At 64.4% G+C, this 13,748-nt stretch carries 11 protein-coding genes; 8 read left to right on the top strand and 3 right to left on the bottom strand.

The features are described from left to right. Positions 1 to 25: 25 nt before the first annotated feature. From ACED18_RS10495 to ACED18_RS10475, 5 genes are all read left to right on the top strand, one after another. Positions 26 to 1,102, top strand: coding sequence for a helix-turn-helix transcriptional regulator (locus tag ACED18_RS10495; protein ID WP_377291818.1), 1,077 nt, complete (start codon positions 26 to 28; stop codon positions 1,100 to 1,102). A gap of 426 nt (positions 1,103 to 1,528) precedes the next feature. Next, positions 1,529 to 2,314, top strand: a complete 786-nt coding sequence (locus ACED18_RS10490) for a cyclase family protein (RefSeq protein ID WP_377291816.1) — start codon at positions 1,529 to 1,531, stop codon at positions 2,312 to 2,314. A gap of 238 nt (positions 2,315 to 2,552) precedes the next feature. Then, positions 2,553 to 4,142 carry a phytoene desaturase family protein gene (locus tag ACED18_RS10485; protein ID WP_377291814.1) on the top strand — a complete coding sequence of 530 codons (1,590 nt, stop codon included), beginning with the start codon at positions 2,553 to 2,555 and terminating at the stop codon, positions 4,140 to 4,142. Positions 4,143 to 4,153: 11 nt separating this feature from the next. Continuing rightward, on the top strand, positions 4,154 to 4,660 hold the full coding sequence (locus ACED18_RS10480; protein ID WP_377291812.1) for a MarR family winged helix-turn-helix transcriptional regulator: 507 nt from the start codon (positions 4,154 to 4,156) through the stop codon (positions 4,658 to 4,660). A gap of 108 nt (positions 4,661 to 4,768) precedes the next feature. Next, positions 4,769 to 6,157, top strand: a complete 1,389-nt coding sequence (locus tag ACED18_RS10475; protein ID WP_377291810.1) for a methyl-accepting chemotaxis protein — start codon at positions 4,769 to 4,771, stop codon at positions 6,155 to 6,157. A 130-nt stretch (positions 6,158 to 6,287) separates the two neighbouring features. On the opposite strand, the gene ACED18_RS10470 is transcribed toward ACED18_RS10475, so the two are convergent. The 3 genes from ACED18_RS10470 to ACED18_RS10460 all read right to left on the bottom strand — a co-directional run bounded on the left by ACED18_RS10470 (position 6,288) and on the right by ACED18_RS10460 (position 11,219). Continuing rightward, positions 6,288 to 7,838, bottom strand: a complete 1,551-nt coding sequence (locus ACED18_RS10470) for an indolepyruvate oxidoreductase subunit beta family protein (RefSeq protein WP_377291808.1) — start codon at positions 7,836 to 7,838, stop codon at positions 6,288 to 6,290. Between the two features lie 13 nt (positions 7,839 to 7,851). Then, the gene (locus tag ACED18_RS10465) at positions 7,852 to 10,005 is read right to left on the bottom strand and encodes a thiamine pyrophosphate-dependent enzyme (protein ID WP_377291806.1); all 2,154 of its coding nucleotides are present in this window, start codon (positions 10,003 to 10,005) and stop codon (positions 7,852 to 7,854) included. A 227-nt stretch (positions 10,006 to 10,232) separates the two neighbouring features. Further along, on the bottom strand, positions 10,233 to 11,219 hold the full coding sequence (locus tag ACED18_RS10460; protein ID WP_377291804.1) for an AraC family transcriptional regulator: 987 nt from the start codon (positions 11,217 to 11,219) through the stop codon (positions 10,233 to 10,235). Positions 11,220 to 11,386: 167 nt separating this feature from the next. On the opposite strand from ACED18_RS10460, the gene ACED18_RS10455 reads away from it, so the two are divergent. The 3 genes from ACED18_RS10455 (at position 11,387) to ACED18_RS10445 (ending at position 13,725) form a co-directional block, all read left to right on the top strand. Then, positions 11,387 to 11,893: a flavin reductase family protein gene (locus tag ACED18_RS10455; protein WP_377291802.1), complete on the top strand. Its 507-nt coding sequence runs from the start codon at positions 11,387 to 11,389 to the stop codon at positions 11,891 to 11,893. Positions 11,894 to 12,005: 112 nt separating this feature from the next. Further along, complete coding sequence (locus ACED18_RS10450) at positions 12,006 to 12,791, top strand: SDR family oxidoreductase (protein ID WP_377291800.1); 786 nt, start codon at positions 12,006 to 12,008, stop codon at positions 12,789 to 12,791. Between the two features lie 34 nt (positions 12,792 to 12,825). Beyond that, positions 12,826 to 13,725, top strand: coding sequence for a transporter (locus tag ACED18_RS10445; RefSeq protein ID WP_377291798.1), 900 nt, complete (start codon positions 12,826 to 12,828; stop codon positions 13,723 to 13,725). Positions 13,726 to 13,748: the final 23 nt, after the last annotated feature.

The raw sequence follows: 13,748 nt of genomic DNA, 5'->3' as shown, positions 1-13,748 counted from the left end.
CGTCCGACCGTTCCAGTGAAGGGATATGCTCGAAGAGATCACCGATGCCATCTACGAAGCGGCCGTTGATCCTCATTTGTGGCCCGCCGCTTGTGACCGTGTCGCGGCCCTTGTTGACGCCGCTTACTTTGCAATCTCTTCGATTTCGTCGACATTCGGCCATGTGCGAATGATCTCGCCGGCTTACTTGGCGGAGATGGAAGCTTTCCTGGTATCTGGACTTGCGGGGAGCAACGAGCGAATCCGCCGCCATGTCGCGCGCCAACCGTTCGCCTTTCTGCGCGACATCGATGTACTCAGTGAAGCAGAGATCGAGGTTGATCCGATCTATCTTCAGATCACTCAACACTTAGGCTTGAAATGGAGCATGGGTGAGGTCATCGCCGAGCCGTCCGGGCAAACCCTTGTTTTCGATCTGTCGCGACAGACTGAAAAAGGCCCCTTCCAAAAGGATCACCTGGCGCTGATGAATAGCCTCAGAGGAGATCTGGCACGCGCCTTCTTCCTGACTGCCCGACTGGCTCGCAAGGAGGCTGAGACCATCACGGCCGCGCTGTCGGCGCTAAAGCTGGCTGCTGCGGTGATTGGTGACGACGGTCGTGTACTGGCTGCAAATGCCGAATATGAGGGTCTCGACGCCCGATTCCGGATTGGTGCTTTTGATCGTCCAGCCTTCAAGGATGCTGCCACACAGGCGCTTTTGATGTCCTGCCTTGAGGCGTTGAGTACGCAGGCGGGGCCGGGGGTGCTGTCGATACCCATACCGGGCACACCCGGAAACACCCCCTACGTCCTTCACATCGCACCTGTTCGGCGATCGGCGCGCGATCTTTTTGGACGCTCCCGGGCACTGATCATCGCTGTTCCTGTTGGCAAGGTTGGCGAGCCGGACCTTAACGTTCTATCTGGCCTTTTTGATCTCACTGGATCGGAAGCGCGTGTCGCACGCGAGATCGCAAAGGGCTTCTCTCCTGCTGATGCGGGCCGAAATCTGGGCCTGACGCTGGAAAGCGTCCGAACATACTTAAAACGCGTCTACCTGAAAACCGGTGTCACCCGCCAATCGGATCTCGTCCGATTGCTGTCAGGCCTGACATTCTGAGTGTGAGTACACCGCTTGGCAGTTTCGCCGGCTCTCCATTCATCCATCAACTGTCGATCCCGACCGCGAAAAGCCAAGGCTGGCCGTCGATAAGACTTCGTTTGAAAATGCGTGGGCCAGTATGTGCTCAGCGTGCTTTTGGCGAGACGGGTAACTGCGATTATCTGCAATAGCATTTTTTGTGTTTCTGTATGGCGTTACGTCCTGCAAGCCAAGTTGTCGGAGACAGCAGCGGCGGGGGGCGTCAGGGATGGAAATGCCTGGCATTTTTTACAAAGGCACGCCCTTTCCAGCATATAATTGAAGCTTAAAGAAAATCCTTGCGCATTCATATTTTTGCTCTTACGCTTCCATCATTCAACGCTCCAGAACCGATCCGGCAAGGATCTTGCTGCCGGTCAAGGGGCCACAAAAAGGGGAACGTGCATGACAGACGCAGCTATCATTTCGGGCCTCGCTCAGGGGCTTCTCTCCGGTTCGGTCAAGGTCGTGGATCTGACCGCGCCGCTTGGGCCGGATACGCCGGTGCTCTATCTCCCGCCGCAGTTCGGCAAGAACACGCCGAAGGTGAAGGTTCACACCATCTCGGCTTATGATAAGGATGGTCCCTTCTGGGCGTGGAACTGGCTGGAACTGGGCGAGCATACCGGCACGCATTTCGATGCGCCCTCGCACTGGATCACCGGCAAGGAAAACCCGGAAAACACCACCGACACCATCCCGCCGCAGAATTTCGTAGCGCCCGTCAACGTCATCGACCGATCCAAGGAGGCTGCGGCCGATCCCGACTATCTGCTGACCGTCGAGAGCATCAAGGAATGGGAAGCCGAGCATGGTGCGATCGAGCCCGGCACCTGGGTTCTGCTTCGCACTGACTGGTACAAGCGAAACGGCTCCACCGAAACCTTCCTCAATGCCGACGAGAACGGCCCGCATTCGCCGGGGCCGACCGCAGAAGCAATCGAATATCTGCTGTCCAAGGGCATCATCGGCTGGGGCCAGGAGACGATCGGCACGGATGCGGGTTCGGCCGGCGGCATGACCCCGCCATTCCCCGCCCATAACCTCATGCACAAGGCCAACAGATATGGCCTCGCCAGCCTTTGCCATCTCGACAAGCTGCCGGCGAAAGGCGCGATCCTGATCGCCGCACCGCTCAAGCTCGTCAAGGGAACGGGCTCGCCAGTGCGCGCGCTTGCCCTGATCGCCTGAGGTCCGGCAGGTCGCGGCCATGGGATCATGGCTGCGCTTACCGGCAGATGCGCCGTTCCATCCCGGCCGTCATCCTCGGGCCCGACCCGGGTATCCATTTCCGAACGGTATCGACAGCGCTTGGATGGTCGGGTCGCGCCGACCATGACGGCGGACAGAGTGGCGCATGTCTCAACACACGGCGTCACCGCCCTTGGCCGTTCGGACGTTGGCAGACTTTTTCTCGCGGGAGAGATCCATGGCAGATGCGGACTACATCATTGTCGGCAGCGGCATTAATGCGCTGGTCGCCGCCGCCCTTCTCGGCAAGAAGGGACGGAAGGTCGTTCTTCTCGAGCGCAATGCCGCGATCGGCGGTTGCCTGCGCACGGAGGAGATCACGCTTCCCGGCTATCGCCATGATGTGATGGCCACCACCATGGTGCTCTTCCTCACCTCGCCCGCCTTTGGGGCGATCGGCAAGGACCTGGAGGCGCGCGGGCTTGAATTCTGCCATGCCGGCCTGCCGACCGGAGTTCTCAGACCCGATGGCAGCAACGCGATTCTTGCCATGGACAGGGCCCGAAACATCGCGCATTTCGACACCCTTTCGGCCGGCGACGGCCAGGCCTTTGATCGGGAGATGGGCCGTTTCGCCGGCAATGCAGGCTTCGTCTTCGGCCTTCTCGGCGGCAATCTCTGGTCGTTTGCAACGGCGAAGATGATGGCGCGGGAGGCCTGGAAGAAGGGACTTCGCGGCCTCGTTGCCTTCCTCGGCGAGGCGCTTTCGCCGGCCCGCAACTATCTGGAAGCCACCTACCGCTCCGAAGAGGTGCGCGCCCTCTTCGCGCCCTGGGCGCTGCATTGTGGTCTCGGTCCGGAAAGCGCCTATTCCGCCGAAATGGTGCGCGTCATCGGCTTTGCCATCGAGGCGGCCGGCTGCCCGATCGTAAAGGGCGGGGCGGCAAACCTGCTGACCGCTTTCGAGCGGCTGATCCGCGATCAGGGCGGCGAAATCCTGACGGGCGCGGATGTCGAGGCTATCACGGTCGATGCCGGCGGCCGCGCCACGGGCGTCACGCTCGCCTCCGGCCGGCGGCTGACGGCCGCAAGCGGCGTCATTGCCTCCGTCACGCCGCACCAGCTTTACGAGCGCCTGCTGGCCGGCGCAGCCGTGCCCCGGCCGGCCGACATTATCGAAGGGCTGTCGCGCTACCGCTACGGCAAGGGCAACATGCAGATCCACTATGCGCTGAAGGCACCGCCGCGCTGGCGCAGCGGTGAGGATCTGTCAAAGGTGGCGCTCCTGCATCTCACCCCCGGCCTTGACGGCGTCTCCCGCTCGGCCAACGAGGCCGAACGCGGCCTGCTGCCTGCCGAGCCCACCGTCTGCGTCGGACAGCCGACCGCCCTCGATCCGAGCCGGGCGCCGGAAGGCGCAGGCATTTTGTGGCTGCAACTGCCCGATACGCCCCGCATCATCAAGGGCGATGCCGCCGGCCTCCTCGACTGCCCCTCCGATGGTCGGTGGACGGAGGGGCTGCGCGAGGCCTTTGCCGATCGGGTCGAGGCGATGCTGCGGCGGCACATCGAGAATTTCGACGAGATCGCGCTGGCGCGCCGCGCCTATTCGCCGGCTGATCTCGCAGCCATGAACGTCAACCTCGTCGGTGGCGACCCCTATGGCGGTTTCTGCGGCCTCGATCAGTTTTTCGTCTGGCGCCCCTTCAAGACGACGGTTAATCACAGGACGCACGTGTCCGGGCTCTATCATATCGGCGCCTCGACCCATCCGGGTCCGGGCCTTGCCGGTGGTTCCGGCTATCTCCTGGGCTCGACGCTGAAGTGAGGAGTGTCGGTATGCAGAAAGGTGTTGCTGGCGAGTCTGCCGCCGCGGCGGATGCGCAGGACGGGCGCATCCCCGCTCTCGGCGAAATCGGGCTGAACAGCTTCGCGCCTTATGTGATGAACCGCATCATGGCGCGCTGGAACGCCAATCTCGCCGAAGACCTCAAGGCCCGCGACATGACGACGAGCAAGATGCGGGCGCTCGCCGTGCTCAACGTTTCCAGTTCGCTGACCATCAACGAACTTTCCGTGCTCGCGGTCACGGAGCAATCCACCATGAGCCGAACGGTGGATTCTCTCGAAGAACAGGGGCTTATCCTGCGCACGCCGCGCCCTGACGACATGCGCGTCCGCGACGTGACGATCACGGCCGAGGGGCGTGCGGTGTTCGAGGGCATCTGGCCGATCATGTATGGCGATCTTACCCGCATGTTCAGCGGCATCGGCGAGGATGAGCAGCAAGCGTTTCTCGCCACCCTGCACAAGATCCTGCGCAATATCCGCCGGCACGAGATCTGAAGACCGCCTTCGAACGGGTGCAGGCCCGCGATTGAGGGGATGTCAATTAATCGACGCTTAAATGATTAACGTTAACTTTCGGCCCGTATTTCGCTTGGAGATAAGGCCATGTTCGGATTCAGCCGACCGAAAGACGATTTTCGCCAGGAACTGTCCGCTTTCGTTTTCGAAAGTTCGCCTGATGCGTATTGCGTGATCCGCGAGGGTCGGGTGATCGCCTTCAACAAGGCCTTCAGCACCATCATGCGCCAGCCGGCGGAAAAGCTGATGGGCCTGTCGCCGCCGGATTTCTCGCCCGAACTTCAGTTTGGCGGCGAACGGTCGGATCTACTGGCGCAGCGATACATTCAGGCGGCGATGACGGACGGGCATTCGCGGTTTGAATGGGAAATCCGCCGTGCCGACGACAGCCGCTTTGCGGTGATGGTGACCCTGATGCGCTGGAACCGGGCGGACGAGACCCTTCTGATCTTCGTCTGGCAGGATATAACCGAGATGGTGCGCCTGCGCGATCTGGAAAGACTCCGTCAGAGCGAGCGTGCGCGCGAGGCTGAAGAAGACGCCTTCTCCATCGGCGAGCTTGCGAAAGGCCTGACCACCCTTGCGGATGGCGACCTCACCTTCCAGATCGAACGGCAGTTCTCCGCCAAATCGGAAAGCCTGCGCCAGAACTTCAATCAGGCCACCGAGCAGTTGCGCACGCTCGTCAGCGAAGTCTCGGGCGCAGCTTCCGCCGTGCTCCATCGCTGCCGCGAAATCGGCGCTGCCTCGTCGGATCTTGCCGGCCGCACCGAGCGACAGGCGGCCAGCATCGAGGAGGCTGCCGGCGCGCTCTCCCATATCGTCAGCACGGTCACGGAGACGACCTCCGCGGCCCGCGCGGCCAAGCGCACCATCGACTTTGCCAGCACCGATAGCAGCGAAGGTCACGCGATTGTGGAAAAGGCGATTTCCGCCATGCAGGCCATCGACAGCTCCTCGAGCGAGATCGCCAAGATCATCGGCGTCATCGACGAAATCGCCTTCCAGACCAACCTTCTGGCACTGAATGCAGGCGTCGAGGCCGCGCGTGCCGGCGAGGCGGGCAAGGGCTTTGCCGTCGTTGCGCAGGAAGTGCGTGAACTCGCCCAGCGCTCCGCCGCCGCTGCCCGCGAAATCCGCGCCCTCATCACCACCTCCAGCCAGCTCGTCGAAAACGGCGTCGGCCTCGTCAACCAGACCGGCTCGGCGCTCGGCCGGATCTCCGCCCACATCTCCAATGTCGGTGGCTCCGTCGCCACCATCGAGCGCTCCGCCAGCGACCAGGAAGCAGCACTGCGCGAGATCGATGCGGTGATCACCCAGGTCGATCAGGCCACGCAGAAGAACGCGGCCATGGTCGAGGAAACAGCCGCCGCCTCTAACGCCATGATGGACGAAATGATGGAGATCGCCCGCAAACTGCAGGCCTTCCGCACCGGACACGACACCGGCAACGCCCGCCGCCGCGCGGCGTGAGGGCAAGGGAGGCCAGACCGGATTTGAGAACACAAAAGGGCGGACCGGCATGTGGCAGGTCCGCCCTTTTCGTTCGATGGGAGAGGCAACAGGGGGGCGCAGTGTCCGCCCCGCCTGTGCCGCCTCTGGGTTAGAGCGTCGCGACCGTCTTCAGGGCGCCATCGAGCGCGATGCCCTGTTCGTCGAGGAGCGCTGCCTGCCGCAGCCGCTTCATCCAGGCGGCACCGTCCTCGCGGCCCTTCAGCAGCGGCAGGGCGGACATGACGCGGTCGAATTTCGACAGGCCGCGGCTGTGGGTGTCGGAATAGCCCTTCACCAGACGCCGGTTGCCGAGCACTTCCACGGCGAGGTCGTAATTGTCGGGCAGCACGGTGCGGGCGGTAGCGATCCACGCCTCCATGTGGCGCATTTCCACGTGGTGGCGCAGCGAGCCGCGGCGGAAGCGGCGCAGTGCGGAGACCGTATAGAGGCCGGCAAACCAGAAGAGCGTGTTGGTTCTAACACGCCGGCCCTTGTCGATGCGGCGGTTGAGGAAGGCGAAGAGGCGGGGGCTTGCCTCGATCCATTGCCCCAGCGCCTTCGGCAGCGTGCCGCAGACCTCCTCCATGCGCGGATGCATGTATTCGGTCGTGTAGAGCAGCTGCCCGGCCTTCACGCCCACCTCCTTCTTCACGCGCTCGAAGCGGGTGCCGCGCGTCTTCAGGTCGGCAACACGGATCACGTCGTCATAGGCCATGGCGATCGCCACATATTTCGCCGCCTGCACCGTGAAGGCGAAATCCTTCTCCGCTCCGCCATGGGCGCGGTCGGCCTCATGCAGCGCCTTGACGCGGGTGAGATAGTCGTCGGCATAGGCCGGATCCTGGAATTCCGTCAGCGTCTTCACGCCGGCAAACAGCATGGCATGGGCATCGGCCGGGAATTCTGCGCGGATGCGGGAGAGCAGCCGGTCGAGCACGGGATGGCCGGCCTTGTCCGGAAGGGCGTCCAGCCGCTTCTTCGGCGTGGCGCTCAGCCTGTCGTTCTCGCCCTTGCCGGCCCGGTCATAGGCCGCGCCGAAGGCTTTCAGGCTCGCCTCGATGCCCTTGCCGCCGGCCTTGATGGTGGCTTCGAAGGCCTCGCGGGAGAAGGGCAGCGCCTTCGAGGCCGCCAGCGCGCCGAAGAGGGCGGAGGAGACGACGCTGCCATTGCGGGTGGCGAGCGTATCCATGTCGAAGGCGATGGTCTTCTTCGCGGCGAAATCCGTGGCGCTGACCACGACTTCGGGGTTGCCGATGCCGTCGCCCGGCTTTTCCTTCTCGCCCACGGCAAAGGAGCGGTGGGTGGAGGCGATCAGCAGCGTCTTTTCCGGCGTCACGAGGCCGCGGATCACCGAGCGGCCGGCCTCCATCAGCTCGGCGGCGATGACGATGTCCACGTCGCCGGGCGTCGGCATCAGGGAAAGCACCGGCGTCTCGCCGGGCCGGGCCTTGATGAGTTCGAGATAGTAGATGGTGGCGCCGGTGCGCTGGGCGACGCCCGGCACGGAGGTGGTCTGCGCCACGAAGCCCTGGTTTTCGGCGAGCGCCACGATCCAGTCGGCGAGAACCCCGCCGCCCTGGCCGCCCATGGCGAGAATGGCGATGGAGAGCGGCCTGTCGGTGGAAAGCGTCGCGGCGGGGAAGGTCTGCATCATGTTCATGGATCGTCTCCCCTTACGCGGCAAAGGTGATGCGGCGGCTGGCGCGGCGCGTCTGCAGCCAGCCGATCACGGCGCCGCGCAGGCGGTAGAGCGCCCTGTCGAGCCGGGTCGGATTGTGGATGACATCGGCGCGGTAGAAGGAGGGGCAGAGCACGGCCGCTTCCGACACCTCGCCGCAGTTGCCGCAGCCGACGCAGGAATTGTCGATGGCCGCCACCGGATCGTCCTTGAGCGGATCATCCGTGTGCTTGACGGAGAGCGAGGGACAGCCGGAGAGGCGAATGCAGGCGTGATCGCCGGTGCAGACATCCTCGTCCACGCCGAAACGCTCCTTCACCATGCGCTTGCCGGCCTTCACGTCCTTGGCAAATTGCGGCTTCACGCGGCGCTGCTTGTTCAGCATGCATTCGGAGGAGGCGACGATGATCTTCGGACCCTTCTCGTCCGTCGTCAGCGCTTCCTTCAGCGTGTCGCGCATCCGGGCGACGTCATAGGTGCGGTCGATCTGCCTGACCCAGGTGGCGCCGATGCCCTTCACGGCATTGACGATGGAATTGTTGGTCTTGCGGCGCGGATTGATGGCGCGCGAGGAGAGCACGTCCTGGCCGCCGGTGGCGGAGGAATAGAAGTTGTCGACGATGATCGTGACACCGTCCTGCTTGTTGAAGACGGCATTGCCGACGGAGGTGGCAAGGCCATTGTGCCAGAAGCCGCCATCGCCCATGACCGAGATCGAGCGCTTCTTCGCATCGACGTTGAAAGCCGAGGCCGAGGCCGGGCCGAGGCCGTAGCCCATGGTCGTGCCGCCAATGTTGAAGGGCGGCAGGATGGAGAAGAGGTGGCAGCCGATATCGGCGGAAACGTGGTGGGGGCCGAGTTCCTTTTCGACCAGCTTCATGGCCGCGAAGATCGGCCGCTCCGGACAGCCGGTGCAGAAGCCGGCGGGCCGCGCCGGCACCACCTCGGCCAGCGCCTTGACGCGTTCGTCGGCCAGAACCGTGGAGGGGTCCGGCACCGGCGGGCGGTTGCCGAGGAGATGGGCGGCATTGGCTTCGAGGAAGCCGGTCAGGCCCTTGATGAGCACGGGGGTCGTGTATTCCCCGCCCATGGGCAGCACGTCCTTGCCCGAAATGCGGGTCTGGATGTCGCGCCGGCGCATCAGCGTGTGCAGCGCCTGCTCGATATATTCGGGCGCGCCTTCCTCGATCATCAGCACCGCCGTCTTGCCGGCCGCGAACGCGACGATCTCGTCATCGATGAGCGGATAGGAGACGTTCATGACGTAGATCGGCAGGCGGCTGTTGCCGTAGACATCGGCAAGGCCGAGGTGCTGGAGGGCGCGCAGCGTGCTGTTGTAGAGCCCGCCCTGGAGGATCAGCCCGACCTCGCCTTCGGACGGGCCGAAATATTCGTTGAGCCTGTTGTCCTTGACGAACTGGACGGCGGCCGGCCAGCGCTTTTCCAGCTTTTCCTTCTCGTGCAGGAAGGAGGCGGGCGGCAGCACGATGCGGTTGAGGTCGCGCACCGGGTTTTCCAGCGCTTCCCGGAGCGTGAAGGCGGGGCGCCTGTTGTCTTTGGCGACGAACTGGCCGTGCACATGGCAGGAGCGGATGCCGACCTGCAGCATGACCGGCGTGTTGGATGCCTCGGAAAGTTCGAAGCCCTTTTCGACCGCATCCACGATGGCCGTCAGATTGGGGCGCGGCGTCATCAGCCACATCTGCGATTTCATCGCAAAGGCGTGGCTGCGCTCCTGCATGATGGAGGAGCCCTCGCCGTAATCCTCGCCGATGATGACGAGCGCGCCGCCCGTGACACCGCCGGATGCGAGGTTGGAGAGCGCGTCGGAGGCGACATTGGTGCCGGCCGTCGATTTCCACGTCACCGCGCCACGCACGGGATACATGACGGAGGCCGACAGCATGGCGGCCGCGGCCGCTTCCGAAGCCGAGGATTCGAAATGAACGCCCAGATCCTCCATCACGTCCCTGGCGTCGGCCAGAACGTCCATGAGGTGGGAGATCGGCGAGCCCTGATAGCCGCCGACATAGGATACGCCGGATTGAAGCAGGGCCTTGGTGATGGCGAGGATGCCTTCGCCGCTGAAGATCTCGCCTGCGCCGAGCTTCAGATCCTCCACTTCCCGTGCAAACGACCGCTCTGCCATTGTTGGCTCCCCTTGTGATTGAGCGTGGTTTATATGCAAAATCATATTTCTGGATTTTGCCGTCTGTCAAGATGAAAGTTTAAGTCTAAAATACTTTCCGGAACACGTGGCAGTCCCTGAAATCCGGGCGTTTGCGGCAGGGAAAGGGGGAAGGCGGAAAGGGGATATCCCCTCCCGCCCGGCGGAGGCGGGGAGGCGGGCGACGGGCCTTCGGCCGGGCGGACCGGTCAGCCGCGGGCGCGGCGCAGCGTCTGAAGCGGGCTTTCGCCGTAGCGGTCGCGATAGGCCGCCGCCGCGCGGCCGAGATGGCCGAGACCGGCGGCGAAGACGGCGTCGGAAACGCTCGTTTCCGGCCCGCCCGCCAAGAGGGCGGCGCGCAGCTTTTCCAGCCGGACGGCCTGAAGGGCTTCGATCAGCGTCATGCCGCGCGCCTTGCGAAAGCTTTCCTGCAGCGTGCGCAGCGGCACGCCGGCTGCGGCCGCGATATCGCCGGCGGTGATCGCATCGGCGGCATGGTCGCGGATGAAGTCGTCGGCCCTGCGCACGGCGGCGGGGCCGCTGTCGGCCTGCGGGCGTGCGAGCGCGTCCATGCGGTTGTGGCGAAAGCCGGTGAGCAGCAGGCTCGTCAGCCCGTCGCGCAGCATGGCCATGTAGGCCGGCGCAAAGCCCGCACCCGGCAGCGTGGCCGCAACCATCAGGCTGGCGTGATGGACGAGGCCCCGGCCGACCGGGGTGGTGAGGTCGATGCGCGGATCGAACTCCACCGGCCCGCCGGCCCCATGCGTCATGGTCTCCACGAAGTGCTCGACGGGCGCCCGCTCCACCAGTAGGATCAGTTGTTCGCAGCCCTCTTCCCAGCGCATGCGGGTGGACAGGGTGGGCGAGAGCAGGGAGGCGCTGGTAAGGGCGGCGCTCTCCACATCCGTCCCGCCGCAGCGCACCTCGGCCGCGCCCCTGGTCGGGATCTGCAACAGAAAGAAGCGCGAAAGTTCGCCCGGATCGATCTCCACCGCCGCGCCATAGGAGACGAGATTGGCCGAATAGCCTTGGCCGGTGCTGACATGGTGGCGGGCGTGGAAGCGGTCGAGCGAGGATTTCTCGGCCGTCAGGAAATGCGGACAGAAGATCTCGCCGACCGCCTTTCGCGCCACATCGAGATCGCGTGTATCGACACGGCAGGTGGCCGTGGTCCGCAGGCTCTGGTCATCGATCATCGCACCCTCGCCGGAAAGGGACAAAACCGGGGTTTCAGACCGCCTGTTGCCGAATATGGACAAGGCCCTGCGCAAAATGGATTGCCGGAACGTCCTGTTCGCCGGAACATCACCGAAAGTTTAAACATAAAACGAATGCCAAGTACATTCGCAAAGGGAACGAAAACATGGGCAGCGAAGAATTTCGCGCCGGAATGCGCAAGCTCGCCGGCGGTGTGACCATCGTAACCTCCATCGACCAGGACGGCCGCCGCTGCGGCCTGACGGCAACCGCCGTCTGCTCGCTCTCCACCGATCCGCCGTCGCTGGTGGCCTGCGTCAACCGGGCAAGCTCGGTTGCCGCCGTCGTCGAAGCCAGCGGCGTCTTTGCCGTCAATGTGCTCGCCCACGAGCAGCAGGCGGTGGCGGAAGTCTTTGCCGGCCGCGCCGGCCTTGCCCGCGAGGACCGCTTCGCGGCCGGCGACTGGCAGCACGGCGCCGGCGGCGCGCCGGTCCTTGCCGGCACCTGCGTCTCCTTCGAATGCGCGCTGGCCGAGGTCAAGGAATTCGGCACGCATCTGATCCTCATCGGCCGCGTGACGAAGACGCATGTGACGCCCGAGGACGACAGCCCGCTGATCTACGGCAACGGCGCCTTCCTGACGACGACGAGCGCGCCGCAGGCCGCTGCCTGACGCCCATGAGCATGCGCATCGTGCGTTCCGAAGGCCGGCTCCGGTCTTCGGGCCGATCCGACAGCCGACAGGCTTAACCGACATCATCGACATCAAGAGAGGGAGACACGCCATGCGTGGACTTCAGGGGAAAACTGCGATCGTTTCCGGCGGCGCGACGCTGATCGGCGAGACCGTTGCGAGCGTGCTTGCGGGCTATGGCGTGACGACCGTCATCGCCGACATCAACGAAGAGGCGGGCACGGCCGCTGCCGGCCGGGCCGGGGACGCCGTCAGCTTCATCCGCACCGACGTGACGAGCGATGCCGATATCGCAGCGCTCATGGAAAAGACCGTGGAGACGACGGGACGGCTCGACTTTCTCGTCAACGTCGCCTGCACCTATCTCGACAACGGCGCCGAGACGACCCGCGCCGACTGGCTGAAGGCCTTCGACATCAACGTGCTCGGCTCCATCGCCCTCATGCAGGCCGCCCGCCCGCATCTTTCGAAGAACAGGGGCGCCATCGTCAATTTCGGCTCGATCTCGTCGCGCGTCGCCCAGACGGGCCGCTGGGTCTACCCGGTCTCCAAGGCGGCGATCCTGCAATTGACCCGCAACCAGGCCATGGATCTCGCCCCGGACGGCATCCGCGTCAACGCCGTCTCGCCCGGCTGGACGTGGAGCAATGTCATGGTCGAGCTGACGAAGAACACCCGCGCCAAGGCCGATTCGGTGGCCGCCGACTTCCACCTGCTCGGCCGCACCGGCGGGCCGGAGGAAGTGGCCGAGGCCGTCGCCTTCCTGCTGTCGGATGCCGCCAGCTTCATCACCGGCACGGATATCCGCGTCGATGGCGGCTACACGGCCATGGGGCCGGAGCGCAACGAGCCCGCCATTCCGCGGCTCCTGGACTGAGATTTCCGACGGTCGAGAACAAAGAGGGGAACCGATGACCGCACTGAAGATGACAGGAAAGAAGGGACGGCTGGCCTCCGTCGCCGCAGGGCTTGCGCTGGGGAGCGCTCTGCTGGCCGCGCAGCCGGCCGCCGCGATCGATGTTTCGCCGGGTGACTACGGCGTGCTGCCGGCCGGCACCAATATCGGCCTGCTCTATTACAACTTCGGCAAGAGCGACACGCTGAACGTCGATGGTGTGGGCGACATTCCGAATTCGGAGCTGACGACCCATGTCGGCCTGCTGCGCGCCCTTCATTACGACGAGATCGGCGGCGTGCCGGTGCTGTTCCATGCCATCCTGCCCTTCGGCAAGATCGACGCGCGCATCGGCGGCGTGGATCAGCCGATCGACGACGGCTTCGGCGACCTGACGCTCGGCGCCACAGTCTTCCCGATCCATTCCAGCGACCCGACCGGCACGACGCTCGGCTTCAGCACCTTCGTGACGGCCCCCACCGGCGCCTATGACGTGAACCGCGTCAGCCTCGGCTCCGGCACCTGGACCTTCACCCCGCAGGTCGGCCTCCAGCAGGGCCTCGGCAACGGCTTCTTCCTCGATGCCTTCGCCGATGTCGCGATCCAGCTCGACCATAGCGAAAGCGGCCGCGAGATCTCGCGCAAGCCCTCGTCCGAGGTGCAGGCCTATCTGCGCTACCAGTTCGACCAGAAGACCTCGGTGTCCTTCGGCTATGCCGGCTTCTTCGGCGGTGCGGGCGAGGTCAACGGCGTGAAGACCGGGCTGAAAACCCGCGCCGACCAGCTGCGCCTCTTCGCCAACACCTTCGTCCTGCCGGACGTGCAGCTGCAGGGCATGGTCGGCACGGATATCGGCGGCGAGGGCGGCTTCAAGCAGAATTTCGTCGCCCAGGTGCGACTGCTGAAACTGTTCTGATCATCAAAAGGGAAGGGAAGCAC

Source organism: Rhizobium sp. SG2393, from assembly GCF_042610495.1.
In the GTDB taxonomy this organism is placed as follows: domain Bacteria; phylum Pseudomonadota; class Alphaproteobacteria; order Rhizobiales; family Rhizobiaceae; genus RU20A.
This window is presented reverse-complemented; position numbering and strand designations above follow the sequence as displayed.

Coding starts and splice junctions, on each gene's coding strand:
- ACED18_RS10455 (WP_377291802.1), top strand. CDS start 11,387: ATGGGCAGCGAAGAATTTCGCGCCGGAATGCGCAAGCTCGCCGGCGGT.
- ACED18_RS10480 (WP_377291812.1), top strand. CDS start 4,154: ATGCAGAAAGGTGTTGCTGGCGAGTCTGCCGCCGCGGCGGATGCGCAG.
- ACED18_RS10470 (WP_377291808.1), bottom strand. CDS start 7,838: ATGAACATGATGCAGACCTTCCCCGCCGCGACGCTTTCCACCGACAGG.
- ACED18_RS10460 (WP_377291804.1), bottom strand. CDS start 11,219: ATGATCGATGACCAGAGCCTGCGGACCACGGCCACCTGCCGTGTCGAT.
- ACED18_RS10475 (WP_377291810.1), top strand. CDS start 4,769: ATGTTCGGATTCAGCCGACCGAAAGACGATTTTCGCCAGGAACTGTCC.
- ACED18_RS10495 (WP_377291818.1), top strand. CDS start 26: ATGCTCGAAGAGATCACCGATGCCATCTACGAAGCGGCCGTTGATCCT.
- ACED18_RS10490 (WP_377291816.1), top strand. CDS start 1,529: ATGACAGACGCAGCTATCATTTCGGGCCTCGCTCAGGGGCTTCTCTCC.
- ACED18_RS10445 (WP_377291798.1), top strand. CDS start 12,826: ATGACCGCACTGAAGATGACAGGAAAGAAGGGACGGCTGGCCTCCGTC.
- ACED18_RS10465 (WP_377291806.1), bottom strand. CDS start 10,005: ATGGCAGAGCGGTCGTTTGCACGGGAAGTGGAGGATCTGAAGCTCGGC.
- ACED18_RS10485 (WP_377291814.1), top strand. CDS start 2,553: ATGGCAGATGCGGACTACATCATTGTCGGCAGCGGCATTAATGCGCTG.
- ACED18_RS10450 (WP_377291800.1), top strand. CDS start 12,006: ATGCGTGGACTTCAGGGGAAAACTGCGATCGTTTCCGGCGGCGCGACG.